The organism is Mycobacterium sp. (assembly GCF_965229105.1).
Lineage (GTDB): Bacteria > Actinomycetota > Actinomycetes > Mycobacteriales > Mycobacteriaceae > Mycobacterium.
In genome coordinates this window covers 23,066-48,584 of record NZ_OZ245858.1, presented here as the reverse complement: position 1 = coordinate 48,584, position 25,519 = coordinate 23,066, and the positions used below count along the sequence as shown (strand labels likewise).

General features: G+C 65.5%; 25 protein-coding genes. 16 read left to right on the top strand and 9 right to left on the bottom strand.

The window, feature by feature from the left end; all coding sequences use genetic code 11:
• The first annotated feature begins 89 nt into the window (after window positions 1–89).
• Together ADBZ9O_RS00235 and ADBZ9O_RS00230 are read left to right on the top strand one after the other, a co-directional pair.
• Window positions 90–1,211 (top strand): acetamidase/formamidase family protein, encoded by a 1,122-nt coding sequence (locus ADBZ9O_RS00235; protein WP_526527487.1) that lies wholly within the window; start codon window positions 90–92, stop codon window positions 1,209–1,211.
• On the top strand, window positions 1,211–2,641 hold the full coding sequence (locus tag ADBZ9O_RS00230) for a helix-turn-helix transcriptional regulator (RefSeq protein WP_526527486.1): 1,431 nt from the start codon (window positions 1,211–1,213) through the stop codon (window positions 2,639–2,641). The genes ADBZ9O_RS00235 and ADBZ9O_RS00230 overlap by 1 nt, the downstream gene beginning before the upstream one ends.
• Here ADBZ9O_RS00230 and ADBZ9O_RS00225 read toward each other — a convergent pair.
• Window positions 2,555–4,486, bottom strand: a complete 1,932-nt coding sequence (locus ADBZ9O_RS00225) for an ArnT family glycosyltransferase (protein WP_526527485.1) — start codon at window positions 4,484–4,486, stop codon at window positions 2,555–2,557. The genes ADBZ9O_RS00230 and ADBZ9O_RS00225 overlap by 87 nt on opposite strands.
• 146 nt (window positions 4,487–4,632) lie before the next feature.
• Here ADBZ9O_RS00225 and ADBZ9O_RS00220 point away from each other — a divergent pair, with 146 nt between their 5' ends.
• Entirely contained in the window at window positions 4,633–5,955 is a 1,323-nt protein-coding gene (locus tag ADBZ9O_RS00220; RefSeq protein ID WP_526533730.1) for an MFS transporter, read from the top strand.
• Here ADBZ9O_RS00220 and ADBZ9O_RS00215 read toward each other — a convergent pair whose 3' ends face one another.
• Window positions 5,956–6,999 (bottom strand): zinc-binding dehydrogenase, encoded by a 1,044-nt coding sequence (locus ADBZ9O_RS00215; protein ID WP_526527484.1) that lies wholly within the window; start codon window positions 6,997–6,999, stop codon window positions 5,956–5,958.
• Between the two features lie 76 nt (window positions 7,000–7,075).
• Between ADBZ9O_RS00215 and ADBZ9O_RS00210 the strand changes: the two genes are divergently transcribed.
• Together ADBZ9O_RS00210 and ADBZ9O_RS00205 are read left to right on the top strand one after the other, a co-directional pair.
• Entirely contained in the window at window positions 7,076–7,537 is a 462-nt protein-coding gene (locus ADBZ9O_RS00210; RefSeq protein ID WP_526527483.1) for a PPOX class F420-dependent oxidoreductase, read from the top strand.
• 239 nt (window positions 7,538–7,776) lie between these two features.
• A complete protein-coding gene (locus ADBZ9O_RS00205; protein ID WP_526527482.1) occupies window positions 7,777–8,298 on the top strand; it encodes a hypothetical protein in 522 nt (173 codons plus the stop codon).
• Here ADBZ9O_RS00205 and ADBZ9O_RS00200 read toward each other — a convergent pair whose 3' ends face one another.
• The 3 genes from ADBZ9O_RS00200 to ADBZ9O_RS00190 all read right to left on the bottom strand — a co-directional run bounded on the left by ADBZ9O_RS00200 (window position 8,299) and on the right by ADBZ9O_RS00190 (window position 11,847).
• A complete protein-coding gene (locus ADBZ9O_RS00200; protein ID WP_526527481.1) occupies window positions 8,299–9,471 on the bottom strand; it encodes a serine hydrolase domain-containing protein in 1,173 nt (390 codons plus the stop codon).
• 62 nt (window positions 9,472–9,533) lie between these two features.
• Window positions 9,534–11,132 (bottom strand): biotin carboxylase, encoded by a 1,599-nt coding sequence (locus tag ADBZ9O_RS00195; RefSeq protein WP_526527480.1) that lies wholly within the window; start codon window positions 11,130–11,132, stop codon window positions 9,534–9,536.
• 103 nt (window positions 11,133–11,235) lie between these two features.
• On the bottom strand, window positions 11,236–11,847 hold the full coding sequence (locus ADBZ9O_RS00190; RefSeq protein ID WP_526533728.1) for a TetR/AcrR family transcriptional regulator: 612 nt from the start codon (window positions 11,845–11,847) through the stop codon (window positions 11,236–11,238).
• 163 nt (window positions 11,848–12,010) lie between these two features.
• Here ADBZ9O_RS00190 and ADBZ9O_RS00185 point away from each other — a divergent pair, with 163 nt between their 5' ends.
• On the top strand, window positions 12,011–13,357 hold the full coding sequence (locus tag ADBZ9O_RS00185; protein WP_526527479.1) for a cytochrome P450: 1,347 nt from the start codon (window positions 12,011–12,013) through the stop codon (window positions 13,355–13,357).
• Here the strand turns inward: ADBZ9O_RS00185 and ADBZ9O_RS00180 are convergent.
• Window positions 13,354–14,547: an MFS transporter gene (locus ADBZ9O_RS00180; protein WP_526527478.1), complete on the bottom strand. Its 1,194-nt coding sequence runs from the start codon at window positions 14,545–14,547 to the stop codon at window positions 13,354–13,356. The genes ADBZ9O_RS00185 and ADBZ9O_RS00180 overlap by 4 nt on opposite strands.
• Window positions 14,548–14,604: 57 nt before the next feature.
• On the opposite strand from ADBZ9O_RS00180, the gene ADBZ9O_RS00175 reads away from it, so the two are divergent.
• Window positions 14,605–15,810 (top strand): ROK family protein, encoded by a 1,206-nt coding sequence (locus tag ADBZ9O_RS00175; protein WP_526527477.1) that lies wholly within the window; start codon window positions 14,605–14,607, stop codon window positions 15,808–15,810.
• A gap of 20 nt (window positions 15,811–15,830) precedes the next feature.
• Here ADBZ9O_RS00175 and msrA read toward each other — a convergent pair whose 3' ends face one another.
• Window positions 15,831–16,349, bottom strand: a complete 519-nt coding sequence (gene msrA / locus ADBZ9O_RS00170) for a peptide-methionine (S)-S-oxide reductase MsrA (protein ID WP_526527476.1) — start codon at window positions 16,347–16,349, stop codon at window positions 15,831–15,833.
• Complete coding sequence (gene msrB / locus ADBZ9O_RS00165) at window positions 16,346–16,816, bottom strand: peptide-methionine (R)-S-oxide reductase MsrB (protein WP_526527475.1); 471 nt, start codon at window positions 16,814–16,816, stop codon at window positions 16,346–16,348. The genes msrA and msrB overlap by 4 nt, the downstream gene beginning before the upstream one ends.
• Before the next feature lie 90 nt (window positions 16,817–16,906).
• Here msrB and ADBZ9O_RS00160 point away from each other — a divergent pair, with 90 nt between their 5' ends.
• The 4 genes from ADBZ9O_RS00160 (at window position 16,907) to ADBZ9O_RS00145 (ending at window position 21,306) form a co-directional block, all read left to right on the top strand.
• The gene (locus ADBZ9O_RS00160; RefSeq protein WP_526527474.1) at window positions 16,907–18,577 is read left to right on the top strand and encodes an MOSC domain-containing protein; all 1,671 of its coding nucleotides are present in this window, start codon (window positions 16,907–16,909) and stop codon (window positions 18,575–18,577) included.
• Window positions 18,578–18,666: 89 nt separating this feature from the next.
• Window positions 18,667–19,683, top strand: a complete 1,017-nt coding sequence (locus ADBZ9O_RS00155; protein WP_526527473.1) for a GGDEF domain-containing protein — start codon at window positions 18,667–18,669, stop codon at window positions 19,681–19,683.
• Window positions 19,684–19,747: 64 nt separating this feature from the next.
• A complete protein-coding gene (locus ADBZ9O_RS00150; RefSeq protein WP_526527472.1) occupies window positions 19,748–20,278 on the top strand; it encodes a nuclear transport factor 2 family protein in 531 nt (176 codons plus the stop codon).
• Entirely contained in the window at window positions 20,275–21,306 is a 1,032-nt protein-coding gene (locus ADBZ9O_RS00145; protein ID WP_526527471.1) for an NAD-dependent epimerase/dehydratase family protein, read from the top strand. The genes ADBZ9O_RS00150 and ADBZ9O_RS00145 overlap by 4 nt, the downstream gene beginning before the upstream one ends.
• Here ADBZ9O_RS00145 and ADBZ9O_RS00140 read toward each other — a convergent pair.
• A complete protein-coding gene (locus ADBZ9O_RS00140) occupies window positions 21,292–22,056 on the bottom strand; it encodes an endonuclease/exonuclease/phosphatase family protein (protein ID WP_526527470.1) in 765 nt (254 codons plus the stop codon). The two genes, ADBZ9O_RS00145 and ADBZ9O_RS00140, sit on opposite strands and share 15 nt — an antisense overlap.
• Window positions 22,057–22,149: 93 nt before the next feature.
• Here ADBZ9O_RS00140 and ADBZ9O_RS00135 point away from each other — a divergent pair, with 93 nt between their 5' ends.
• Genes ADBZ9O_RS00135 through ADBZ9O_RS00115 form a run of 5 tightly spaced genes read left to right on the top strand, consistent with a single transcriptional unit; the run spans window position 22,150 to window position 25,508 of the window.
• The gene (locus ADBZ9O_RS00135; protein WP_526527469.1) at window positions 22,150–23,112 is read left to right on the top strand and encodes a phytoene/squalene synthase family protein; all 963 of its coding nucleotides are present in this window, start codon (window positions 22,150–22,152) and stop codon (window positions 23,110–23,112) included.
• Complete coding sequence (locus ADBZ9O_RS00130; protein WP_526527468.1) at window positions 23,112–23,459, top strand: lycopene cyclase domain-containing protein; 348 nt, start codon at window positions 23,112–23,114, stop codon at window positions 23,457–23,459. The genes ADBZ9O_RS00135 and ADBZ9O_RS00130 overlap by 1 nt, the downstream gene beginning before the upstream one ends.
• Complete coding sequence (locus tag ADBZ9O_RS00125; protein WP_526527467.1) at window positions 23,456–23,791, top strand: lycopene cyclase domain-containing protein; 336 nt, start codon at window positions 23,456–23,458, stop codon at window positions 23,789–23,791. Before ADBZ9O_RS00130 ends, ADBZ9O_RS00125 begins: the two co-directional genes overlap by 4 nt.
• Window positions 23,788–24,513, top strand: a complete 726-nt coding sequence (locus tag ADBZ9O_RS00120) for a class I SAM-dependent methyltransferase (protein ID WP_526527466.1) — start codon at window positions 23,788–23,790, stop codon at window positions 24,511–24,513. The genes ADBZ9O_RS00125 and ADBZ9O_RS00120 overlap by 4 nt, the downstream gene beginning before the upstream one ends.
• Window positions 24,510–25,508, top strand: coding sequence for a DUF5914 domain-containing protein (locus ADBZ9O_RS00115; RefSeq protein ID WP_526527465.1), 999 nt, complete (start codon window positions 24,510–24,512; stop codon window positions 25,506–25,508). The genes ADBZ9O_RS00120 and ADBZ9O_RS00115 overlap by 4 nt, the downstream gene beginning before the upstream one ends.
• The last annotated feature ends 11 nt before the right edge of the window (window positions 25,509–25,519 follow it).

Genomic DNA, 25,519 nt, shown 5'->3' with positions numbered 1-25,519 from the left:
CTGTGGGCTGTCCGGCCCTGCGCGAATTGCCGGTAGCGATGCGCGTAACGACTGGCCATGCACGGGGGATCCGCCGTTGAATTCACCCTATGGCCGGATCAACTCACTACATCAAGATCGACGCATCCAAGACGCTCGCCGAGGAGCCGCACACCGGACACAATCGCTGGCACGAGGACATTCCGCCGATCGTGACGATCGACCCGGGTGACACCGTCGTCATGGCTGCCCGCGACGCCTGGGATTCGCAGTTCGATAAGGACACCACCAACGACGACGTGGGCCGTGCGACCACCGACCTCGTCCACCCGCACACCGGTCCGGTGTATGTCCGCGACGCCGAACCTGGGGATCTGCTCGAGGTCCGCATCGGTGAGACAAAATGTGCCCGTTGGGGTTACACCGTCCAGGTGCCCGGCTTCGGCTTCCTGCGCGGGAAGTACACCGCGCCGCACATCACCAAATGGGATATCGCGGACAACTGGGCGACCAGCGAGCAGATCCCCGGCGTGCGGATACCAGGTGCACCGTTCATGGGCTCCATGGGCGTTGCCCCGTCGGCGTCACTGCGCGAGACGTACTTGCGCCGTGAAGCTGAATTGCTGGCGCGCGGTGGAGCAGTCAACGGACCCCAACCGCGCGGCGCGGTACCGTCTGACCCAGCCATCGCCTGCGAGGCGCTTCGCACGATCCCGCCGCGTGAGATCGCAGGCAATATCGACGTCAAGCAGCTCACGGCCGGCACGACGATGCTCATACCGGTAGCCACCGAGGGCGCGCTGTTCTCGGTCGGCGACGCCCATTTTGCGCAAGGAGACGGCGAAGTCTGCGGCACTGCGATCGAGGTGGCGGCCACGTTCACGGCCGAGCTTCATCTTCGCAAGGGCGAGGCCAAGCGCCGTGGTGTTCAGGGTCTGCAGTTCTTCCGCGACGATTTCATCATGGCGCCAGAATGGCAGGCGCCCAAGCGTTTCTACGCAACGACCGGCCTGCCGATCCGTGCCGACGGCACCAATGAGTCCGAGGACACCAGCCTTGCCGCGGCAAACGCATTGCACCAGATGATCGCTTATCTGGTCGACGAGTGGGGGTATGACGAACAACAGGCGTACACAATCTGTTCGGTGGCAGTGGATCTGAAGATCTCCGAGATGGTCGACGTCCCCAATTTCATCGTGACCGCCGTACTCCCACTCGACATCTTCATCTGATGGCACTCCCGCTCGTCACACTCGCTCCGGTCGGACGAGCCGCGGAATGGGCGATGCTGCACGAGTTCGTGACCGGTGTCCGCGGTGGATCCAGCGCCACGCTGGTTTTCGTCGGTGTATCCGGCACTGGCAAGACTCGGCTACTGCGCTACGCGGCGGAGTCGGCCACCGGCGTCACCACCCGGTCGATCTCCGGTGCACTATCAGAGCAGCGGTATGGGTTTGCCGCGTTGCATCGACTCGTATCGCCGTATCTGGCGCGCGCAGATCGGCTCTCGGGTCCCCATCGTGATGCATTGGAAGTCACGTTCGGTCTCAAAGAAGGGCCGCCGCCCACCCAGCTACTCGTCGGGCTCAGCGTGCTGGCGTTGTTGTCCGACGTCGCGGTCGAACGCCCGCTAATCTGCTTTGTCGACGATGCCCAGTGGCTGGATCCGGAATCGCTGGCGGTGCTGGCGTTCGTCGCGCGCCGGCTTGATGGCGACCCCGTCGGCCTGGTGTTCAGCGCCCGACCCGATGACGGGGATCTGACCGCACTGGCGGGCTTGCCGACCCACGAGCTCGGCACGATCGACTCGGGATCGGCCGGGACTGTCGACGACAACCCCGACGGAGTCGACTCAATCTTGGAGAGCCTCGCCTTGATGGGGCTGACGGTCCTGGAGTTGGGACTGGGCCGATACCCGGAGGCGCTCGGATGGGGTCTGCAAATCTTTCGCGACGACCCGCCAGGATTTGGTAACCGGATCCTGCCCGATATTGTCGAAGCCGGTGTGCGCGGCGGAGATCGCGGCGCTGCCCAGGCCGCAATGGCCCGGTTGATCGATCGGGTAGGCGTCGCTTCCACTCCTTGGGCGCAGGGCCTGATGGCCCGCTCCAAGGCATTGATGGCGGCCGATGCTGACGCCGAGCCGTATTACCAAGAGACCCTCAGACACTTGGCGGGCACGGCCCTGCGCATGGAGCTCGCCCGTGCGCACCTGCTCTACGGGGAGTGGCTCCGCCGCCGAAAGCGTCGGCGCGATGCCCAGCTGCAACTGCAGACCGCGTACGACATGTTCACCGCGATGGGAGCGGGTGCATTCGCCGAACGGGCCGGTGCCGAGCAGCGCGCAACCGGCGACGTATCTCGACCGGCCAACACCTTTGGCCTCACCCCGCAGGAGACCCAGGTGTCGCGCCATGCCGTCGCGGGGGCGACCAACGCTGAAATCGCGAGCCGGCTGTTCATCACGACATCGACCGTGGAATACCACCTCAGCAAGGTCTTCCGGAAGCTGGGTGTCACGTCTCGCCGACAACTGGCCGCCACGCTGCTCGGCGGCGTACCTCCTACCGACGGACTACTTCGGCCGGGACAGGTCGTAGGCGGTTGCGCCGCCAGTGCTGACCGGCGTGAACGTCGCAGCCACCCAGTCGGTGATATCTAAATGACCGCGGCCGCCGAACGAACCGTGGTTGCCATTGCGCACCACAAAGTAGCCGATCCGGTGCGCAGCAACGTCGGCCTTGAACTGGTCCAGGGTCGGTACCGGGTCGCTTCCTGAGAAGCCGCCGATCGCCATCACCGAAGTGTCGGTGGACAATTCCAGCGCGGCCGCGGCCGACGAGCCGACGGTGGCAGCTGACCAGGTGCTCGTGGTGCCGCGCAAGAGCGCATCCAGGGCGGCGTCGTCCTGGGTCTGGCCCCACATGCCCGAGCCGAGACCACCCCTGGCTTCCGTCGGCCCGACGCTGGGGCCGCCGCCCTGATGCGGCTGACCGATCGTTGCCACGGCATAGGCGGTGGGGCCGGCCAGTACCGCGGCCAGCCCGAGAGTGACTGCAGCCAAGGCAATGTGGCGACGACGCCGGGTGGTCAGCGGTACCAACAGCGCGAGAATCGCGACGATCGTCGCCACCAGGATCGTCCACCGCAGCGCGGGTAGCCACTGGTTGTTGCGGCCCAGGATCCACCAGCCCCACACGCCGGTCACCGCGATCAACGCGACCAAACCGATTCGGCCCAAACGAGATCCGCGTCGATGCCACATCTCGTGCACCCCGATCGCGAACATACCTGCGACGGCCGGTGTCAGCGACAGGCAGTAGTACGGATGGACCATGCCCTTCATGTAGCTCAGGACCAGGCCGTCGACCAACAACCAGGTGCCGAACAACATCGCGCCGGCCCGCACCAGGTCAGTACGCGGTGCCCGACCGCGGGCGATCACTACCAACGCCAACGCCAGCAGTGCGCCGGGGATGAGCCAACCGACCTCGAAACCGAATTCGCCGGAGAACAAACGGCTCAAGCCCTGTGACTGGTTGGCGAAGCCACCAAACCGTCCCGGCCCGTCTGCACCGCCTGCGGTGTAGTGGAGCTGGTCGGCGACCATCGCACCCACGTGGCCGCTGGGGCTGCCACCGAAACCGCCGACGTGATTTTTGCCCAGCACCCGGGCAAAACCGTTGTAGCCCAACACCAGATTCATGAAGTTGTTATCGGTCGAGCCCGCGATGTACGGCCGCGACGAGGCCGGCCACATCAGGGTCAGAAGCACGAACCAACCCGACGCCACGACGAATGCGACCAGCGCGCCCAACAGGTGCAGTAGTCGTCGTCGCACCGTCACCGGCGCCGCGACCAGATACACGAGCCCGACGGCGGGCATCACCATCAAGCCCTCGAGCATCTTGGCCAGGAAAGCGAAACCCAGTGCGGCACCGGCGAAGGCAATCCATGCCCCGCTGGCCCGCGGCAGGGCGCGCACGGCGCAATAGGCGGCCAGCATCATCAGCAGGACCATGGCGGCGTCGGGGTTGTTGAAGCGGAACATCAGCGCCGCCACCGGCGTCACCGCCAGTGCGGCCCCCGCCAGCAATGCGGCGTTGCGGCTGCTGACTCGCGCCACTGCTGCGTACAGCAGGGCTACGGTGGCCACTGCCATCAGCGCCTGGGGGATGAGCATGCTGGCACTGCTGAAACCGAACAGCTGACCCGACAGACCCATGACCCATTGGGAAACCGGTGGCTTGTCGACAGTGATGAAATTCGCCGAGTCCAGCGAGCCGAAGAGTAGCGCCTCCCAGTTCTTGGATCCCGCCTGCGCGGCACCGGCGTAGAACTGATTGCCCATTCCATTCACCGTGATGTTCCACAGGTAGAGCGTCGCGGTCGCAACCAGCAGCCCGGCGAATGCGATGCGATCCCACCGGGAGGCCGGCGACGACGCGGCCACAGCATCGCCGGCCCGGGCGCTGACGGCCGGTGGAGGCGTTAACGTCGTTGTCACACCCCCATTGAGTCATGGGTAACCGGCTGTGGTCTGTGAGGCTCCGGCGAACGTGCTGTGTGCCGGGTCGTCGGCCACAGTGATACCTAGGTACTAGGTTTGACGCAATGTCCTTACCAGGTGGCGGGTCATCATTCCCCCGGGGAATGGCGTTGCTGGTGGCAGGTGCGTTCTTCATGGAGATTCTGGACGCGACCATCATCACCCCGGCCATCCCGTTGATCGCCGACTCGTTCGGTGTCGACGCCGTCGACGTCAGCGTCGCGATCTCGGCCTACCTGGTCACGGTGGCGGTGCTCATCCCAGCCAGTGGTTGGATGGCCGACAGGTTCGGGATCCGGCGGGTGTTCATCACGGCGATCGCGGTCTTCACCCTGGCCTCGATCGGGTGCGCGCTGGCGACGTCGTTGCCGATGCTGGTGGGGATGCGCATCGTCCAGGGTGTCGGCGGCGCGATGATGGTGCCGGTCGGCCGACTGGCAGTCTTGCGGTTCAGCGATAAAACCGACCTGATCCGCGCCATCGCGCTGCTTACCTGGCCAGCGCTGGCGGCCCCGGTGCTGGCTCCTGTTCTCGGCGGCGCCATCGCGACGGTCGGCTCCTGGCGGTGGATCTTCATCGTCAACATTCCGATCGGGATCATCGGAATCCTGTTTGCTCTCAAGTTGATCCGTGGTGATCCGGCACCGACGACGCGGCCGCTGGACTGGCGCGGCATGCTGTTCATCGGAGTTGGGATTGCGGCGGCCCTGATCGGTCTGGAGAACATCAGGGTCAGTGCCACCAACTGGCCGCTGGTCGCGATCTGCGGGGTGATCGCTCTGGCGTCGGGGTCGGCGGGTGTGTGGCACCTGCGGTCGGCGTCGTCGCCGCTGGTGCAGCTTCGGGTGTTACGGGTGCGGAGCCTGCGGATCACGGTGTCCGGCGGATCGCTGTACCGATTGGTGATCACGGCCGTGCCGTTCCTGCTGCCTTTGCAGTTCCAGCTGGAATTCGGTTGGTCGCCATTCGCGGCCGGGTTGATGGTGGCCACGTTGTTCGCGGGAAACCTGACGATCAAACCGGCGACCACACCGCTGATGCGGCGCTTCGGAATCCGGCGGGTGTTGCTGGTCAACGGGGTATTGTCGGTCGGCTGGTTCGCGCTGTTGGCGGCGCTCGGACCGGGGATGCCCGTCGCGGTGATCGCGGTGATCCTCTACATCAGCGGCGCGCTTCGGTCCATGGGTTTCACCGCGTACAACAGCCTGGCGTTCTCCGAGGTCGACGGCGATGACCTGACCCACGCCAACACCTTGAACGCGGCGGTGCAGGAACTGGCCGCCGGTCTCGGTATCGCCGTGGCCGCGGTACTGCTCAGCGTGTTCGCGTCCTATACGTGGACCTTCGCCGTACTCGGCGCAGTGCTGGCGCTCAGTCTCATCGAAACATTGCGGCTACCAAGGGATGCCGGCTCCGCGGTCATCTAGCTAGGGCCGCACCAGGATTCGGATCGGATTACCGTCCTGGCTCTCCAGCATCTCGATACCGTGCGCGATATCCTCAAGCGGGACAACGGCACTGATCGACCGGGTCAGATCCAGCCGGCCCCGCGACACCAGACTGGCGAGGGTCTCGATATCGACGTTTTGGTAACCGAGGTGGCCAAGGACCTGCTTTTTGCTCAGCCCGAACATCGCGGTCATCCCGATCGACGGGGTCTCGGCACTCATCCCGACCCCAACCAACCGGCCGCCGATGGTCAGACTGTCCAGCGCCTGTTCGAAGGTGACCTTCAACCCGACAGCATCGAAGGCGACGTCGAGTTTGCGCCCAGCGGTGGCCTCGCTGATCTTGTTCTGCAGCTCGGGATCACGGGAGTCGAACGCGTAATCCGCACCGAGTTCCAGGGCGCGGTCCCGTACGGCAGGGTTCAGATCGACCGCGATGATCGGCGCCGCGCCTACCAAACGCGCCAACTGCACGATGTGGGTGCCGATACCGCCGACGCCCCACACCCCGACGGATTCACCGACGGCGACCTTCCCGGTGCGGACCACCGCGCCGAACGGCGTGGAGACCGCGTCGGCCAGGATCGCGGCCTGCTCGAAGGGGACGTTATCCGGAATGCGGGTCAGGCTCGCCGCTTGTCCGACGGTGTACTCGGCCCACGCGCCGTCATAGGCGAAGGCCATCAGGCGAATCCGCAGACAGTTCGAGAAGTCGGCGCGACGGCAGTTCGGGCAGTCCATGCAAGGCTTGCCCGCTGCGAGGATGACGCGGTCACCTTCGGTCCAGCCGGTGACCCCTGGCCCGAGCTTCGCAACGGTGCCCGAGGCCTCGTGCCCTTGGGTCACCACGGGTAGCTGCGCGGGGAACGTGCCATTGATCAGGCTCAGGTCCGAATGGCAGATACCGCAGTACTCGACTTTGACCAGCACCTCGCCCGGGCCGGGCTCGGGAATCGGTACATCTTCTACCGCGTAGGTCCGGGTCTCGGCATAGAAGCGCTGCGCGCGCATGGTGTGAGACATCACGGGTTACTCGACGTGGTCGGTAGTCGCATATTTCCGAGCGTAACCGTCGCGACCACATCACTAGAGTGAGTTCATGGCCAGGAAATTAGCGACAGCGGACCAGGTCGGGCTTGATGAGCTGCTGGCGTTCGTCACGCCGCGACACAAGATGGTGCTCACCACCTTCCGGGCCGACGGCGCCCCGCAGAGCTCGCCGGTGACCGGCGGAGTCGACGACCAGGGGCGGCTGGTCATTTCCAGTTACCCACAGCGGGCCAAGAGCGTGAACGCCCGCCGGACCGGCACAGCCAGCGTGGTGGTGCTGTCCGACGACTTCAACGGTCCCTACGTGCAGGTGGACGGCGAGGTCGAGGTGATCGATCTGCCTGATGCGGTCGAGCCGCTTGTCGACTACTACCGGGCGATCGCCGGCGAGCACCCCGACTGGGACGAATACCGCCAGGCGATGGCGACTCAGGGCAAGTGCCTGATCCGCGTCACACCCCGCCGGTGGGGACCCGTCGCGACCGGCGGGTTCCCCCCGGATATGGCCTAGTTCGGCGGCGTTGACGGGGCCTTGTCATCTATCTGGGTCATCTATCTGGGTCATCTTTCTGGTCTACAGCGGTATCGAGTTTCTGCTCCGCCTTCTTGGCGTCCTCGGCGAGTTCCTCGATGCTCTCGTCGCCCTCTTCGGCACGCATGTGATGTCTCCTCCTCTTCGATGATCCATCGGCAGGATCGATCGGCAGTGTTGCCATTGCATGTGCTGCCCAAACGGGTGACGCTGACGCAATGACGTTGTGGTCGATCCCGTTGCGGCAGCGCGACGGCGTGTCGTGCGGGCCGAGCGTGGCGATCGTCGGCCGCGCGCTGCTCGACGCCGACTACCGCGACCTGTTGGCCGCCGCCGACTGGTTCGACACCGAGCAGGGCCGGGTGCACCGGGCCGCGAAGAGGGTCTGGCCCCGCTTCCTTGGTATGACGCCTGCGGCGGTCGCGCGGGCACTGCGTGTGCACAGCGGCCCGGTGCGCTACCGCTGGCGGATGGTGCGACGACGCGACCGCCTGCTCGACGTCCGCGAAGCGGTCCTGCTCGGCCGGCCGGTCGCGATGCTGGTCGGCCGGTTCATCCCGCGGCACTGGGTGCTGCTGGTCGAAGTTGTCACCACCGGTGCGGCCTTGGGGGCGTTCCACTGCTACGAGCCGTCCTCAGGCGAGCTTCGGACGGTCAGCGCCGATGCGATCAGAACCGCCCGGCTGACCGGGGTGGGCTACCCGAGACCGTTCGCGTTCGTCCTGCCGACTCCCGGCTAGTCAGGACAGATTGGCGGCGATCTCGTCGAAGGCCGCCATCGTCGGGAAAAGTTTGGAGGCGTCCTGCGGATAGGGCCAACTCGACAGTTTGGCCGCGACCAGGCCCGCCGAGCGGTTGATGTAGATCATCTGGCCGTGAATGCCCAGGCACATCAACACGTTATTGCCCGGGTACGGGAACCAGAACTGGTTGCGGTACATGCCACCGGGCATCCGGTTGTCGTCCTGGCTCGCGGCAAAGGCTTCCCGCGAATCGATCCCGCCGGCCAAGGTGTCGTCGATCCATGCCTGCGGCACCACCTGCTCGCCGGTCAGGGAGGCCCCGTCGCCGAGGAACAGCGAGCCGAATCGGGCCAGATCGCGCAGGCTCGCATTGATTCCGCCGTCGAACATGCCGGTACCCACTGAGTCGACGCCGATCGTCGCATCGTTCTGCGCGCCGAGCTTGCTCCACAGCAGCTGCGACATCAGCTCGGGCATCCGCAGACCACCGGCGGCTTCACATATCCAGCCCAGCACATCGGTTTCACATGACCGGTAATGGAACGGGCCGCCGTGGACAGATTCCTGCCGCAGGGTCAGTAGATAGTCGTACATGGTCGATGGGATGTCGGGCACGGTGCGCGGGGCCCAACCGATCGCCTGTTCGAGCAGTCGCACCTCGGCCAGCGGATTGAGGTAATCCTCGGAAAACGCTATCCCCGAACGCATATCGAGCAGATTCCGCACGGTGGCACCCGCGTAGCCCGAGTTGGCCAGGGCGGGGACGTACGCCGTCAGCTCGGCATCGACGTCGAGTGCGCCCGCACCGTGGAGTGCCCCGACCACCGTCGACACCAAGGACTTGCTGACCGACATCAGCAGGTGCGAGGTGTCGGCGGTCATCCCGCCGTAGTACTGCTCTGCGAGCACCGTGCCGTGCTGTGTGACGATCCAGCCGTCGGTGGCGGTCGTGGCCATCACATCACCCACGGTCCGGCGCTTGCCGTTCGTCGCGTCGTAGAGCGCGATGTCGGCAAGGGCGGAGTCCGTCCGCGGCGCGGAGGCAAGTTCGGCCACCGGGCCGGTGCCCCGCGAAATGACAGCGGTGGGAAGAAAATCCGCGATGTGTTGGAACGTCCAGTGCAGATGTGACGCCGTCTGCCAGTTGTCGAGCGTCAGATCTGACGGCACGCGGCCAGGGTCGCCGCCGATCACTGTGCCTCCTACGTCGCGCGGGTGACTATCCGACGACCCTAGCTCAGCGAGGATTTCATCCCGTACGTCATCGGTGCCTTGGCCGGCTCGACGAGCGGCGTACCTGCGTACTCGGCCCGGATCGATTCGATGAGGTGGTTGGCCCGGATGGCCAGCGTCGTCGTGGCGCTCGAGTCGACCTGCAGTCGGCCCTTGGTCACCAGCACGCCCAGGTCGGCGCCCTTCCAGCGGTAATCGCCCGGCCCGTAGATCCGCAGGAAGAAGGCCTCGGATTCGTTCTGTAACTGGTGCCAGTCGAGTGCCGCGCGGCGGTAGACCAGCGCGCCGCTGCCGTCGAGCGAGTACTGCCCGGTGCGCGGGGTGGCGGTCAGCCGCTGAACGATATCGTCGGTCTCCTTGAGGATCATCTGACTCCAGACATCCTCCGACGCCAACTCCTCCCAGCGTTCGTTGATCTCGTCGACGTCGAGCTCGAAGTCGACGTTCATGAATTCCAGAATGTGAAAAAGGAACAACGGCACGTCGGCGTATGCGCCTGCGGTGACGTTGGTGATCGACGACGCCCCGCTGATGCGGGGGTTGAGCTCACCCAAATAGACCTCGCCGGTATCGGTATCGACTAAGACGTCGACCTCGAAGAAGCCACGATAACCCTCATCAGCCAGGCGATCACCCAGGCGCCGCACCAATTCTGTTGCCTTACGGCGATTTTCGCCGGTCAGGACCTCGGGATACATCTCGTTACCGCACCACCCGCCCTGGGCCGGGGTCAGATTCTTGTAACCGATCAGCTCCGACATGAATGGTCCGACGATGGTTCCGCAGCGGGTCAGCACCGCCTCGACCGCCACCGGGCGGTTGTTGATCCGGCGCATCACCTTGATGTCCTGGCCGACGATATCGGCACTGTGCTTGCGCCAGTCTGCCTCCGACGAGATGAAGAAGGTGGTTTTGCCGGAGTCGCCATAGGGTGTCTGGACAACGAGTTCGTCACCGAGACCTGCCTTTTCGGCAGCGGCGGACAATCCGGCCCAGTCCTCGACCTTGGTCAGCACATTTGGCACACTCGGTGCACCGGCCTCGTTGCCCAACCGGGTAGTGACGATTTTGGAATCCAGGTGTTCGCGCAGGCTGGCCGGAGGCAGGATCAGGTCGTAACCCAATTCACGGCAGATGTTCTCGGTTTCGGCGTCGAAGAACACCATTGCGATCTTGGGGCGCACACCCCGCGGGGTGCCGCCGTCGATATAGGCGCGTACCTCGGGATTGGTGAGCAGCCAGTTGTTGATTTCTTCGCCACTGCCGAATTCCTGATACGGCTTCACGCTCGGGGTGAATACGCGCGGATGAGCACCGTCCCAGGCGTCGTAGTAGGTGATGTAGGAAAAGTTGCGCACCCAGCGGTCCAAGCCGAGAAGATTGAACGGGGTGGCACCGATGAAGTAGATCGGGACGTCGTTGGTGCGGAAGAAGTGTCGGACCTCAGAGATGTTCTTGAGTCGCCGACGCGATGAACCGGTGCCTTGGGCGAAGGCGGCGTCGGTGCCGACGCTCACCTCCTTGGCCGGGTTCGCCTTAGGGGCAGCGGCTTTGGTTGCTGCGGTGGCTCGTCGTGTTCGAACGGGTCGGTCACTCATCGCGGGCACCTCGTCTTGATGTCGCCGGGAGATCGGGTATCAGACAGTGTTACCTGTCGTGGTGCCCGATGTGGCCAGCTCGGCGAACTTCTTTTCGAGGTGCTCAGTCTCGGGCGCGGGCGCCCGGGTGTCCGTGGCGCAGCAGGGCAGCTGATGCTGCGACCGCGGTGCTCGCGATCCCGCGAATATCGTCCCCATCCTCGAGCGTGTGCGCGGTCAGCTCGCGCAGCCCGCCCAGCAGGATCAACGCCAGCGGCCTGGTGATCGGTGGCAGGTCGGCGCGCAAGAAACCGGGGTTGGCGGACAGATCCACCAACATGTCGGTGAGCCGTTGCATCCCGCGCCGCTGGACCGGTCGGGCCGCATCGCCCAGTGCCGGGAACTCCCGGATCCATGTCAGCCAGATCGGCGGGTGTGCCTCGACGGTACTGACGTAGGAATCGATGGCCTGTTCCACCTGGGTGTACCAGTCGGCGTTAGGGTCGACCGCCGCGCGGATATCGGCGATCATCCGTTCGTTGTCGTTATCGAGCAGTTCCAGCAGGCAGTCGTCCTTGCTGGTGAACTGCCCGTAAAAGGTGCGCTTGGAGGTCTTGGCGTGTCGGACGATATCGGCGACGGTGGTCTCGCGGTATCCGCGCTCCAGGATGGATTCGGCGAGCCCTTCCAGTAAGCGGCCGCGAAACGGGGCCTGGACGCCTGCCGGGACGACCACCGGGTCGGCCGCGTCGCGGTGTTGCGCGGTATCGAGTGAGTTCACCGCCGTAGTCCTTCCGTTCCTGCCTGCCTCTTGCCCGGCCCTGGTACCAAGGCGTACCGTACTCCAGAAGCTAGCGGTACGACGCGGTACCGCCACCAGCGTCCGGGAGGGCACGGTTATGAGTGAGACCGTCATCGAGCACAACCTTGAGCCAGCGGGGGTTGAGGCAACGGCGTACGTTCCGCCCTCTCCGCCGATCCCCAAGGTGCTCCAGGCCGCGGCGTTCGTGGCATTGCGCAGACCGGTGGTCCGGCTGCTGGCGCCGAAATACGGTGGCGCGTTCACCCTGCGGATCCCCGTGTTCGGCAATGTCGTCATCGTGTCTGACCCCGCTCTGGCCAAGCAGGTGTTCACCACCAGCACCGACGATCTGGGCAACCTGCAGCCCAACCTCAGCCGCATCTTCGGCCCGGGGTCGGTCTTCGCACTCGAAGGTGCCGACCACCGCAAGCGGCGCAAGCTGCTCACCCCGCCGTTTCACGGTAAGAGCATCAAGAATTACGAGAAGATCGTCGAGGACGAGACCCTGCGCGAAACCGCGACCTGGCCCGAGGGCGCCGAATTCGCAACCCTCGAACCGATGATGCGGATCACCCTGAACATCATCCTGCGGGCCATCTTCGGCGCCGACGGTGCCGAGCTGGAGAAACTGCGTCGGATCATCCCGCCATGGGTGACGCTGGGATCGCGTTTGGTGGTGTTACCGACGCCCACAAGGGATTTCGGGCGATTCAGTCCATGGCGCAAGCTCGGGAACTACCGGCGCGAGTACAACGCTGTCATCGATACCCTGGTGGAGCAGGCCACGGCTGATCCTCATCTCGACGAGCGCACGGACGTTTTGGCGTTATTTCTGCGCAGCACCTACGAGGACGGTTCGGCGATGTCTCGCAGCGAGATCGCCGACGAACTGCTGACGCTGCTGGCGGCCGGTCACGAAACCACCGCCTCGACGTTGGCCTGGGCCTTCGAGAGGCTCTCCCGGCATCCGCAGATACTCGCCGATCTCGTCGCCGAGGTGGATGGGGATGGCGCCGAGTTGCGGCAGGCGACCATCCTTGAGGTGCAACGCGCCAGGACCGTGATCGACTTCGCCGGCCGGCATGTGCTCGCGCCCGTCATCGAATTGGGTCAGTGGCGCATCCCCAAGGGCTACTCGGTGATGGTCAGCATCGGCCAATTGCATTCCAATACAGACGAATTCCCGGATCCTGACCGGTTCGACCCGGGCCGCTTCGTTGGAAACCGGCCCAGCACCTTCGCCTGGGTTCCCTTTGGGGGCGGAACGCGACGCTGCGTCGGTGCCGCATTCGCAAATATGGAGATGGACGTGGTGTTGCGAACAGTGTTGCGCAACTTCACCGTTGAGACCACGTCCAAGCCCGATGAGAAGTGGCACTCCCGCGGGGTGGCGTTCACGCCGAAGAAGGGTGGCCGCGTCACCGTGCACCGCCGGCCAGTTTAGGTGCGCGCCGGAAAGGCTCGGCGCGCCAGCATGCTCACCGCGAGACCGGCGCCGATCAGTGCGGCGCTGACCCAGGCGAGACTGGTCAGCCCGGTATGCGGTAGTAACGCCGCGCCGATCGCCGCCCCACCGGCAATCCCGAAGTTGGCACTGGCATTGACCCAGGCGCCGGCCAGTTCCGGCGTCACCGCGTGGGTACGCACCGCACAGGCCTGGTAGATCGACGGCACGCCGCCGAACACACCGTTCCAGGCGGCCGCCGCCGCGATCACCGGCACCAGCATCGGAAAACCAGCGCCGAGTGCGAGGATCGCGGCGATGGACAGCGTCAAGGTGACGAAGGTCGTACGGCGCGGATGACGATCCAGATTCTTTGCGGTGTAGGCAAGTCCGGCCAATCCGCAGACACCGCACAACAGCAGCAGGGGTCCGATCAACGCCGGTCGTGCGCCTGCTGCCAGGAACAACACACTGACGAAGGTATACAGCGTGAACTGGCCCAGGTATGTCAGTGCGTTGGATGTCACGACCATCGCCAATATCGTTCGCCCGCGCTGGCTTTGGGTGCGCCGGGCGGGAGTTTCGTTGGTCACCGCCGGTAGCAGCTTGGCGACCAGAACCAGGGTCAGCACCGACAGTGCGGCCAACCCGCCGAAGGATGCGCGCCACCCCAGTGCGGTGCCGAGCGAGGTCGCCAGCGGGACGCCGATGATGAAACCCGCTGTCGCCCCACCCGTGGCGATCGTCAGTGCCCGGCCAACCTGTGCGCCGGTGACCAAGCGTGGGACGTACCCGATGCACAGCGAGAAGAACAGCGCATGGGTCACGCCGCCGATCGCACGGCCCGCGGCCAGCACGGCGAAGGTGGGCGCCAGGGCGACAATCGCGTTGCTGATGGCGTAGCACAACAGCGTGGTCAGCAGCAGTGGCTTGCGGGCGAATCTGGTGGTGGCCAGCGTCAGCGGAACGGCCAGCGACGCGACCATGACGGCATACAGGCTGACAAGGAGGCCAGTCACCGAATCCGTGACCTGAAACGACTGGCCGATCGCCGGGAGCAACCCGACGGGGAGCATCTCGGTGGTGACCGCCAGGCAGGAGGCCAGTGCCAGCGATAACAAGCCCGCGCTGTGCTGGCGCAGTCCGCTGCGCGGGGTGTCGGCAGCGACAGGCGGCGTGGGCGAGGGCACTGGTCCGAATATACTCAGCAGATGAGTTTAATCAAATGAGAATATGACCCCGAGAACATGAGCCCCGAAAAACACGACCAACGATCAGCTGCTCAGCAGCGGTGGTTCGGTGCTGCCCAGCTCATCGCACTGGTGCGCGCAGAACCGGGGATCACCAGGGCGGCCGCGGCGGGCAGGCTCGGCATCGGTACCGGTGGCGCGACCGATCTGGTGGCCCGGTTGCGCAAGGCGCGTCTGCTGGATGAAACCCCCGCGCCCGCCGCCGGCCGCGGCAGGCCCACCACCGTGCTCGGCGCGCATCCGGATGGACCGCAGGTGCTGGCCGCGGAATTGCGGGCCGGCGACTGGCGGTTGGCGCTGGCCGGACTCGACGGCCAGACCAAGATAGCGGCCCACGCCCGGCATGCCGGCGGCAGTCAGCGGCAGCTACTGGCGGATATGGCCGCGGCGATCGCGGAGCTGCGGTCCCGGCAACCGGGCCGAATCAAGGCCGTAGCGGTATCCGTGGCGGGCACGGTCAGCGACGCCAGGCTGGTGCAGTTCACCACCCGTGGGTGGACTGACGTCGACCTGTCGGTATTGACCGCGGGATTGCCCGAGCGGGCCCAGGTGCCGCTGCTCGTCGGCAACGACGCCACGCTGGCCGGTCTGGCCGAAGCCCGCAGCGGAGCCGCACGCGGCGCAGGCACTGCCCTGCACCTGCTGGTCGCTGTCGGGTTGGGCGGAACCCTGGTGGTCAACGGCGAGCCGGTCACCGGCGCGCACGGTGCCGCGGGGGAGTACGGCCACGTGCCGTTCGGGGACCGCACTCTGGTCTGCCCGTGCGGGGCGCGCGGCTGCTGGGACCTCATGATCGATGGCCGAGCGCTGGCGCGTCACCTCGGTGATCCCCCACCGGATGACCCGGTCGGGTACGCGACGGGACTGATTGGGGGTCCAGGTCCCCCTGCCGATCAGCGGACGCGGGTGGCGTGTGAGTCCGTCGCCGCCGCGCTCGGTGCCGGTATCGGCGGCCTGGTGAACATGCACGATCCGGAGGTCGTGACGATCGGTGGTCTGGCGGTGCCGCTTCGGGCGGCTGCGCCGCAGGCATTCGCTGACGCCTACCGTGACGGGCTGATGGCGTTCCGGAAGTCGTCGGCCCCGCCGGTGCGCGACGGCGCCCACGGCGACGACGGTCCCTTGCGCGGGGCGACGACATGGGCGCTGGACCACATAACGACAGAAGTCGCGCTGGCCCAGTGGGCACAGCGCGACTCCTGAAGTGGGATTCGTCTACTGGCTTACTGCCGACTTACCGCGGACCGCTTCGGCAATTTCCAACCGGCCCTGGGGAAATGGCAGGTGTAACCGTTCGGGTAGTGCTCCAGATAGTCCTGGTGCTCGGGCTCGGCCAGCCAGAAATCGACGGCCGGGGTCACCTCGGTGACCACCTTGCCCGGCCACAGGCCGGAGGCGTCCACATCGGCGATGGTGTCCAGAGCGACCCGCTTCTGCTCGTCATCGACGTAGAAGATCGCCGAGCGGTAACTGGAGCCGACGTCGTTGCCCTGCCGGTCCTTGGTGCTGGGATCGTGAATCTGGAAGAAGAACTCCAGGACATTCCGGAAATCGGTCTGCGTCGGGTCGTAGGTGATCTCGATCGCCTCGGCATGCCCCGGATGGTTCCGGTAGGTCGGATGATCGTTGCGCCCGCCGGTGTAACCGACGCGCGTGGACACGATGCCGGGTTGCTTGCGGATCAGATCCTGCATTCCCCAGAAGCAGCCGCCCGCCAGGATGGCTTTCTGATAGTCGCTCACTTGTCCTCCTTGGTCTGCGTGGCCTTCTCGAACAGGGACAGATAGTCGCCGTAACCCTGCGCCGCGAGCTCGTCACGATGGATGAACTTCAGCGAAGCGGAGTTGATGCAGTAGCGCAACCCTCCCTCGGATTTTGGGCCGTCGTTGAAGACGTGGCCGAGGTGGCTGTCACCGGCTGCGGACCTGACTTCGGTGCGCATCATCAGGTGGCTGAAATCGCGCTTCTCGATCACGTTTCCTTTCGCGATCGGCCGAGTGAAACTGGGCCAGCCCGAACCGCTCTCGAACTTATCGGTCGAGGCGAACAGCGGCTCGCCGGAGACCACGTCGACGTAGATGCCGGGCTCGTGGTTATCCCAGTACTCGCCGGTGAACGGACGCTCGGTGCCGTTACGCTGCGTGACCTGGTACTGCTCGGGCGACAGTGCACTCACAGCCGCCGGGTTCTTGTTGTATTGGGTTGCCATGGGGCCCTTCCTAGGTGTGCAGTGAACAACCTCAAGCTCGGTTTAGTTAATCCCGCGCCTGGTGCTTCTCGATGGCACACAATTGGGAGCGTGCCGACCCTGCTCTCTGTCAACGTCGGGCTTCCCGAGAACGTGCCCTGGAATGACGAAATTGTGTTCACCGGCGTCTGGAAGCGGCCGGTCACCGGCGCGCGAATGGTGCGCAAGCTCAACGTCGACGGCGACGGCCAAGGTGATCTGCACGGCCATGGTGGCGAACACCGGGCCGTTTTCGTCTACCAGATCGACTCGTATCGCTACTGGCAGGAATTTCTCGGCAGACCGACCATCGAGACCGGACAGTTTGGCGAGAACTTCACCGTCGACGGGCTCAATGACGACACGGTGTGTATCGGTGATCGCTATCGCATCGGCGAGGCGGAGTTCGAGGTCACCCAGCCGCGGGTCACCTGTTATCGGTTCGGGATGCGGATGGCAGAGCCGCGGATGCCAGCGCTGGTGGTCGCCCATCACCGGCCGGGGTTCTACTTCCGGGTGATCACCGAAGGGCTCGTCTCACCCGGTGACGACATCGTGAAAACTCGGTCCGGACAGGGGCAGGTGACCGTCGCCGAGGCGGATGCCCTGCTGTATCTGCCCCACCGGGATCCTGCGCGGCTGGCGGTGGCCGCCGCGGTGCCCGCGCTCAGCGCGGGTTGGCGGCAGTCGTTTCGTGAGCTACTCACCCCGCCCGTCGCGGCCACCGGATGGTCAGGGTTCCGGCCGTTCACGATCAGCCGCGTGCAGGCCGAAACGGCGGCCGTCACATCGATCTATCTGGCTGGTGACGTCTCGACCCCGCCAGCGGCCGGACAGTATCTGACGATGCGGGTATCCCAGGGTGACCGGGCGCAGGTGCGCAGCTATTCGATATCCGGCTGGCGGCCGGGGGAGTATCGGATCAGCGTCAAGCAGGAACCGCACGGTTCGGTCAGCCGGTACCTACATGAGACGGCGGCCCCCGGCGGTACGCTCGAAATAGCTTCGCCACGAGGCGAATTCGTATTAACCGATGCCGACGAACCAGTCCTGTTGGTATCCGCGGGAATCGGCGCGACACCAGTGCTGGCAATGCTGGCCGACCTCGCCGCCGCCGCAAGCGCTCGCCAGGTCTGGTGGATCCACGTCGCACGCGATGCCGAGCACCATGTCTTCGCCGCCGAGGCGCACGACCTGATCAGCCAGTTGGCCGACGGGCATGAGCGCACGTTCTTCACGGCCACCGAGCCGCGCCCCGACGCTGCTGCCCTCGGCATTCTTGACCTGCCGTCGACCGCGTCGGCCTATATCTGCGGACCTGACGCGTTCATGACGGATGTCCGGGTGGCCCTGGTCTCACTTGGCTTGTCGGCGGAGAACATCCACACCGAAATCTTCGGCGCCAGGACCGCCATCAACCCCGGTGTCGTCGCGACCGACCGTCCCCAACCGCACCAGCCGCCGGGACCGCCCGGTGACGGACCGCTGCTCACGTTCGCCCGCTCCGGGCTTGGCGTGCACTGGGCTTCGGGGACGCAACCGGCGCGGACCATCCTGGAACTGGCCGAGGCCTGTGATGTGCCCACCCGGTGGTCCTGCCGGACCGGGGTCTGTCACACGTGTTCGACGGCGGTGCTCTCCGGCGATGCGACCTATGTGACGGAACCGCTGGAACTGCCGCCTGCCGGAGAGGTGCTCATCTGTTGTGCGGCACCGGCGGATGACCTGGTCCTCGATCTCTGAGGCACAATCAGCGTGGCCCGGGGGTGCCCGCGAACCTGCGCCGCATTCTGACGATTGTCGGCAGTTGTTTGAGCAGGAACGTTGACGCTATGAGTCCCATCCGCCGGGGCCGGTTCGGCTTTCGGAACCCTCGCGAAAACCGATTACGCCTGCGCGCCGACGCCGGACGAGGTTTCTACGGCGGGCAACAGGTGCGCCTGCTCCGTATCTATTTGGGCGCCACGACATTCCTCTACGTCTACGGCGTGGTGTTCACCCTGTTCCCGCTTCGCCAAGGGGTGACGTTGTCGAATCCGACCGGCGGCATCGTGGCGATCGGTCTTGGGCTCGCCGCGCTGGCCTGGCTGGCGGTCCGGCCGGACAAGTTGGCTCCCGCAACGGCGGCGGCCATCATCGCCACCCCGATCGTGATGGCTTTTCACCGCACCACCAGCGCCGAATTCGCCTGTCTGCTTGCGCCGATGTTCCTGGCAATGTACTTGCGCGCCTTCTGGCCTCCCCGCCGGGGCTTGATCCTGGTGGCGGTGCTCGCAGGTGCGTCGGTGTTCGCGCTGGCGGTCGCGCCGGCGCCGAAGCTTTCGGTCACCTACCTCATCTTCGCGATCGCGATCTTCGGCGCCGCCGAATCTTTTGGCGTGGTGACGCGGGCGTTGGTCGATGCCGCGTGCACCGATCCGCTGACGGGTCTGCTGAATCGCGCGGGATGGGAGGTCGCCACCGCCGACCTGCTGGCGCGTTCCCGCTCTGCCGACCGCACCGTCACGGTGATCGTGCTGGACATCGACAACTTCAAGCAGATCAACGACACCCGGGGACACCACGCCGGTGACGAGCATCTGATCGATCACGCCAGCAAGTGGCGAGATGTTGCGCCCAGGGGCGCCGTGGTGGCCAGGCTCGGCGGTGACGAGTTCGCCGCATGTGTTTCCGAACGGGCGGGCCGGGTTCCGACCGCCGCGGAGCAGTTCGTCTCCCAGGTCCGAATGCACACCCCAGACACCAGCATCGGCGTGGCATCGCGGACCGGCGTCGCCGCCGATATCGCATCGATGGTGTCGGATGCCGACGCGCAGCTCTACGAGACCAAGGGTAAGAACCGGCGGTGAGCGGCCGGGTGCCGAATCCCCGGTTCTCGACAAACTCAGATAGAACGTGTTCTAGTTTTCAACTGTGACGGCTCACACTTCCTCTGTTTCCCAGGCTTTCTCCCACGACGAACTGGCGGCGGCATTTGCCACCTTCGAGCAGACCGTCGCCCGCGCGGCGCAGACGCAGGACTGGGACGCCTGGGTGGAGCACTACACCGACGACGTCACCTATGTGGAGCACGCGGCGGGCACGATGCACGGCCGCGACGAGGTCCGTGAGTGGATCTACCGGACCATGACCGTGTTCCCCGGCAGTTACATGACGGCGTTCCCGTCGTTGTGGACGGTGATCGACGCGCCGACCGCTCGGGTGATCACCGAACTCGACAACCCGATGCGCGATCCGGGCGACGGCACCATCATCACCGCCACCAACATCTCGATCGTCACTTACGCCGGTGACGGCAAGTGGAGCCGTCAGGAAGATATTTACAACCCACTGCGCTTTGTGAAGGCGTCGCTGAAGTGGTGCCGCAAAGCCGCTGAACTCGGCACCCTCGACGCCGAGGCCGAGGCGTGGATGAAGCAGTATGGAGGCTCGAAAACCGCATGAGCACTGCACCGAAACTGGTCATCGGCGCCAACGGTTACCTCGGCTCACACGTCGCCCGACAACTCGTCGCCAGCGGCGACGACGTTCGTGTCATGGTGCGTGCGGGCGCAAATACGGTGAGCATCGACGACCTTGAGGTCACCCGGTTCGTCGGCGATATCTTCGATACCGACACGGTCCGGGAGGCCATGACGGGCTGCGACGTTGTGTACTACTGCGTGGTCGACACCCGGGCGTGGTTACGCGACACCGCACCCCTGTTTCGCACCAATGTCGAAGGGCTGCGCGGCGTGCTCGACGTCGCGACGGAACTCGCAGCGGCCGGAACGCTAAAGAAATTCGTCTTCACCAGTAGCTACTCCACTGTCGGTCGCAAACGGGGCCGCGTCGCCTCCGAGGCCGATCTGATCGACCGGCGGCATCTGACGTCCTATGTGCAGTCCCGGATCCAGGCCGAGGATCTGGTTCTGGCCGCTGCGAAGGAGCGCGGGCTGCCCGCCGTCGCGATGTGCGTATCGACCACCTATGGCGCGGGTGATTACGGGATGACGCCGCACGGCGCGCTGATCGCGGGCGCGGTGTTCGAGAAGATGCCGTTCGTCCTCGGCGGTATTTCGCTGGAGGCCGTGGGGGTCACGGATGCGGCGCGGGCGATGATTCTCGGTGCCGAACTCGGCGCCGTCGGAGAGCGCTACCTGATCTCCGAGAAGATGATCAGCAACCGCGAGGTCGTTCGGATCGCTGCTGACGAGGTCGGCGTGGCACCGCCGAAACGCTCCATTCCGGTACCGGTGCTCTACGCGATGGGGGCCATCGGCACGGCCAAGGCGCGGCTGAAGGGCACCGACGAGCGGCTCACTCTGGAGTCCGTGCGATTGATGCGTGCCGAAGCCGACGTCGACTGCAGCAAGGCCAGGCGCGACCTCGGTTGGGAGCCCCGCCCGGTCGAGGAGTCCATCCGCGAGGCCGCCCGGTTCTGGGCCGGAATGCGCTCGCAGCGACGCAAAGCCAAGTCAGCGCCGGGTTAAGTCGGCGATCAGCGGTCGGTGATCCGAGACGGACATCGGTGGCGCCGAACAGCTTTCGGCCCGCAGTGCGCCGTCGGTGAGGATGTGGTCAAGCTGGCGGTCGGGGATGTCGGCGGGAAAAGTCTTGGCCGACGCCAATGGCCGCATCGCCGAATGACGCACCGCGGCGGCCGACACCATGTTCAGGTCGCCCATCAGGATGTGCGGTCCAGGGTACCCACGCAGTTCCCGGCACACAGTGCGCAACTGCAGGCGATTCCAGCCCGGCATGAAGGACAAGTGGGTGTTGCCGACAGTCATCGGACCCAACGGAGTCTCGATCCTGGCGATCATCGCGGCCCGGGGCTCCTCGTCGACGAGAACGAACCGGCGGGGGCCGGGCAGGTACATCGGCAGGCGCACCGGGATATGAGGCAGCCGCACCACCTGCCAGCTGGAGATCGGGTATCGGGACAGCAGCGCGATGCCGTAACCGCCGATACCGGGTGCCGCCTCGTCGGTGGCGGCTATCCAGGTTGCTCCCGGGGTGCCGGCCAGGGAAGCGACGAAACGATGGCTGACCGCACCCATCGCCTCGGCGGCGACAGCGGTCAGATCGGCCATCCCGGACCGGGGCTGATCGAGATCGACCTCTTGTAGGGCAAGGATGTCAGCGTCGATGCGGGTCACGGATCTGCGCAGCCTGTCGAGGTCGACCAGACCGTCGGTGGTGCTGCGTCCGTGCAGGATGTTGAATGTCGCCAACCGCATGGCTACCTCGTACCCACCTAAGCCGTCCCGTTATGCAGATTAAACACGTAGCGAACGGGTATCTACGTCGTGCTGGTATGCAGGAAGGCAGCCATGACACAGACCGAACTCGATGCGGCCGGCATACGCGACATCCAATTGCGCAGTTCCTACCTGCACTGCCGGCATCTGAATGCGCAAACCGGCCGGACCTTCTTTTTGGCCACCCGACTTCTTGCGCCGGACCAGCGCCCCGCCGTGCATGCGTTGTACGGATTCGCCCGTGAAGCCGATGACATCCTCGACGATATCGACCCAGGACTGAACCAGACGGTGCGTGCCGAGCGGTTATCGCAACTTGCTGCGCAGTTGTTCGACGGAAGTGACCACCGTGATCATCCGGTGTTGGCCGCGGTTATCCACACCGCCCGCACGTATGGCATCCCGGCGGAGTACTTCGGTGATTTCGTCGACTCGATGCGGATGGATCTGACCGTCACCGACTACCCCGACCGGGCAGCGCTCAACGTTTACATGCGAGGCTCGGCGGAAGTCATTGGCCTGCAACTGCTTCCGGTACTCGGTACGGTGAGTGCAGTTGCCGAGGCGATACCGTACGCCGAGGCCCTCGGCCGCGCGTTCCAGCTGACGAACTTCCTGCGCGATGTCGACGAAGACCTGGCACGTCACCGGGTGTACCTGCCCGCCGACGAGCTCGCCGAACACGGCGTCGACCGTGACGTTCTGCAGTGGTGCCACATCCATCGCCGCACCGACGCCCGGGTACGCCGTGCGCTGGTGGCGCAGCATCAGATCACCCGCGAGGTATACCAATCCGCTCGCGACGGTGTACGCCTCCTTGCACCGCGGTCGCGGCCTTGTGTTGCTACCGCCCTGACCCTGTACTCCGATATCTTGGATCGCATCGAGGATAGTGATTTCGCGATCTTTGGGCACCGGGCGACCGTCGGCAACGCCCGGCGACTGCGCGTGGCCGGTGCCGGACTGTTTCAGGCCTGGCGTGCACGCCACACCCACCCGGAGGCGCCGGGCGGTTACGCGGTCGGCGCGGCGTGATGGATCGTGCGCAATACCTGATCGTGCTGGGCGCCTGTCTGATCGTCACCGTGCCGCTGGAGCTGATACTCGGCGCCCGGGTCTACCGCCAACCCCGGCGTACCGTGGCCTCGATCCTGCCGGTCGCTGTGCTCTTCTTCGTCTGGGATGCCATCGCGATCGCGGCGGGGGCGTGGACCTTCAACCCGCAGTACGTCACCGGAATCACTGTGCTGCTGGGGGTTCCGCTGGAAGAGATGCTGTTCTTCCTGGTCGTACCACTGTGCGGACTTCTCACCTACGGCGCGGTGAGCGCCCTGATGACTCGGATGCGGCAGCGTCGGCGAACACGGACCGAGCTGCGATGACCGGGCTCGGGTACACCCTGCCTGCTGTCATCGCCGTGCTGGCGGTCATCTTGTGGGAAGTCTTCGTCCTGCGGACCGGACTGTTCGGCAAGGTGCAGTATTGGATCTCGATGGTGATCGTGTTCGGATTCCAGATCCTGGTCGACGGCTGGCTGACCAAACTCAGCGCACCCATCGTGATCTACGACGACCGGCAGACCACCGGGATCCGGTTCCCGTTCGACATCCCCGTCGAGGACTTTCTGTTCGGCTTTGCCCTGGTGACAGCGGTGCTGCTGCTCTGGGAACGCCAACACCGCGAAGACCCCGACAGACCAGGAGACCTCCAGTGACAGCCGGACCCAGTGGATTGTCCGGAGCGGGCGTGCCTGCGGCCTTCGACGACGCGGCGCATGCCTACGACTCGCTGGTCGACAGTAACCCCGGCTATCACCGCAATCTCCGCACCTCGGTGGCGCGCATGCAGATCCCGAACCGGGGTCGTGGTCTGCGGCTGCTCGACGCCGGTTGCGGGACCGGCGCCTCGACCGCCGCTCTCCTCGCCGCCGCACCGGAGGCGGATATCGTCGCGGTGGACGCTTCGGCAGGCATGTTGAACGAAGCCGCAGCCAAAAGCTGGCCCGCGTCGGTGCGCTTCGTTCACACGCCCATCGAAGAGTTGGCCGCTTCGGGTGTCGACGGTCCGTTCGACGGAATTCTGGCGGCCTATCTCCTGCGCAACCTCGAGGATCCGGACGCCCAGTTGGTGCGTTTTCGCGCCCTGCTGGCCCCGGGCGGGCGGTTGGCAGTCCACGAGTATTCGGTGCGTGACTCTTGGCTTGCGACCGCGATATGGAATTTCGTGTGTTGGGTCGTCATCATTCCGATGGCGTGGTTTCGGACCCGTGATAGCGCGTTGTATCGCTACCTTTGGCGCAGCGTAAAACGTTTCGACGGCGTCTCGGACTTCCAAAAGCGATGCAGTGCAGCAGGGTTCGATGAAATCCGCGCCGAGACCATGACCGGTTGGCAACGCGGCGTCGAGCACACCTTCCTGGCGAGGGCTCCGAGATGAGCTTCACCGACCGCGCCTCCTGGCGGAAAGCCATTCCACTGCAATGGATCCCGAAGGTCGATTGGGCGTCCCAGCGGCCCACTCATCTCGATGCGAAACCCTCGGTGATCGCGGCGGCCCTGACGCGAGCGCAGCGCCGCCCCGGCGGCAACTGGTATGTGTTCGCCGGCAGCGCGGATATTCTCCTGGGACGCACCTTCGGAACCACCGTTGGCGGTGTGCAGCTGGTCGCCTGGCGCGATACCGGCGGCGGGCTTCACGTCGGGCCCAGTCAGTGTCCGCACCTGGGTGCGGATTTGGCCACCGGCACCGTGGACTGCGGTGCGTTGATCTGCCCGTGGCACGGCCTGCGGTTGACGGGGGACCGGGCATTCGGCTGGAAACCGTTGCCCTGCCACGATGACGGCGTCCTGGTGTGGGTGCGCCTTGACGGCGTCGGCGGTGAGGAACCTCTGGACCTGCCGGTCATCCCGCAGCGGCCGACCGGGGCCCAATTGCACGCTGTCACCACGCTGGTCGGCAGCTGCGAACCGCGCGATATCATCGCCAACCGCCTCGACCCTTGGCACGGCGCATGGTTTCATCCGTATTCGTTCGCCCGCCTCGACGTCCTGTCGTCGCCACCGCTGGGGGATGACGTTGCCGACGGCGACGACCGCTTCCTGGTGGCCGTCACGTTCCGCATCGGCAGGCTCGGCGTGCCGGTGATCGCGGAGTTCACCTGCCCGGGGCCCAGGACCATCGTCATGCGGATTGTCGACGGCGAGGGGGTGGGCAGCGTCGTCGAGACCCACGCCACCCCGGTGCACAGCGGCGACGGGGCCGCCCGCACCGCGGTGATCGAGGCGGTGATCGCCCACTCAGACCGCCCCCGATTCGGATATTCCGAGCGGGTATCGGGGCTGATCGCGCCGCTGATGCGCCATGCAGCGACCAGGCTGTGGCGCGATGATCTGGCCTACGCCGAACGCCTCTACGCGCTGCGGCGCGACTGACCTGACAGGAT

Bases quoted from the DNA above. Each gene is read 5' to 3' on its own strand.
- ADBZ9O_RS00175 (WP_526527477.1), top strand. From the start codon at position 14,605: ATGAGCCCCGAAAAACACGACCAACGATCAGCTGCTCAGCAGCGGTGG.
- ADBZ9O_RS00115 (WP_526527465.1), top strand. From the start codon at position 24,510: ATGAGCTTCACCGACCGCGCCTCCTGGCGGAAAGCCATTCCACTGCAA.
- ADBZ9O_RS00135 (WP_526527469.1), top strand. From the start codon at position 22,150: ATGACACAGACCGAACTCGATGCGGCCGGCATACGCGACATCCAATTG.
- ADBZ9O_RS00220 (WP_526533730.1), top strand. From the start codon at position 4,633: ATGGCGTTGCTGGTGGCAGGTGCGTTCTTCATGGAGATTCTGGACGCG.
- ADBZ9O_RS00140 (WP_526527470.1), bottom strand. From the start codon at position 22,056: ATGCGGTTGGCGACATTCAACATCCTGCACGGACGCAGCACCACCGAC.
- ADBZ9O_RS00145 (WP_526527471.1), top strand. From the start codon at position 20,275: ATGAGCACTGCACCGAAACTGGTCATCGGCGCCAACGGTTACCTCGGC.
- ADBZ9O_RS00125 (WP_526527467.1), top strand. From the start codon at position 23,456: ATGACCGGGCTCGGGTACACCCTGCCTGCTGTCATCGCCGTGCTGGCG.
- ADBZ9O_RS00215 (WP_526527484.1), bottom strand. From the start codon at position 6,999: ATGTCTCACACCATGCGCGCGCAGCGCTTCTATGCCGAGACCCGGACC.
- ADBZ9O_RS00205 (WP_526527482.1), top strand. From the start codon at position 7,777: ATGACGTTGTGGTCGATCCCGTTGCGGCAGCGCGACGGCGTGTCGTGC.
- ADBZ9O_RS00230 (WP_526527486.1), top strand. From the start codon at position 1,211: ATGGCACTCCCGCTCGTCACACTCGCTCCGGTCGGACGAGCCGCGGAA.
- ADBZ9O_RS00185 (WP_526527479.1), top strand. From the start codon at position 12,011: ATGAGTGAGACCGTCATCGAGCACAACCTTGAGCCAGCGGGGGTTGAG.
- ADBZ9O_RS00195 (WP_526527480.1), bottom strand. From the start codon at position 11,132: ATGAGTGACCGACCCGTTCGAACACGACGAGCCACCGCAGCAACCAAA.
- msrB (WP_526527475.1), bottom strand. From the start codon at position 16,816: ATGGCAACCCAATACAACAAGAACCCGGCGGCTGTGAGTGCACTGTCG.
- ADBZ9O_RS00130 (WP_526527468.1), top strand. From the start codon at position 23,112: ATGGATCGTGCGCAATACCTGATCGTGCTGGGCGCCTGTCTGATCGTC.
- ADBZ9O_RS00155 (WP_526527473.1), top strand. From the start codon at position 18,667: ATGAGTCCCATCCGCCGGGGCCGGTTCGGCTTTCGGAACCCTCGCGAA.
- ADBZ9O_RS00210 (WP_526527483.1), top strand. From the start codon at position 7,076: ATGGCCAGGAAATTAGCGACAGCGGACCAGGTCGGGCTTGATGAGCTG.
- ADBZ9O_RS00235 (WP_526527487.1), top strand. From the start codon at position 90: ATGGCCGGATCAACTCACTACATCAAGATCGACGCATCCAAGACGCTC.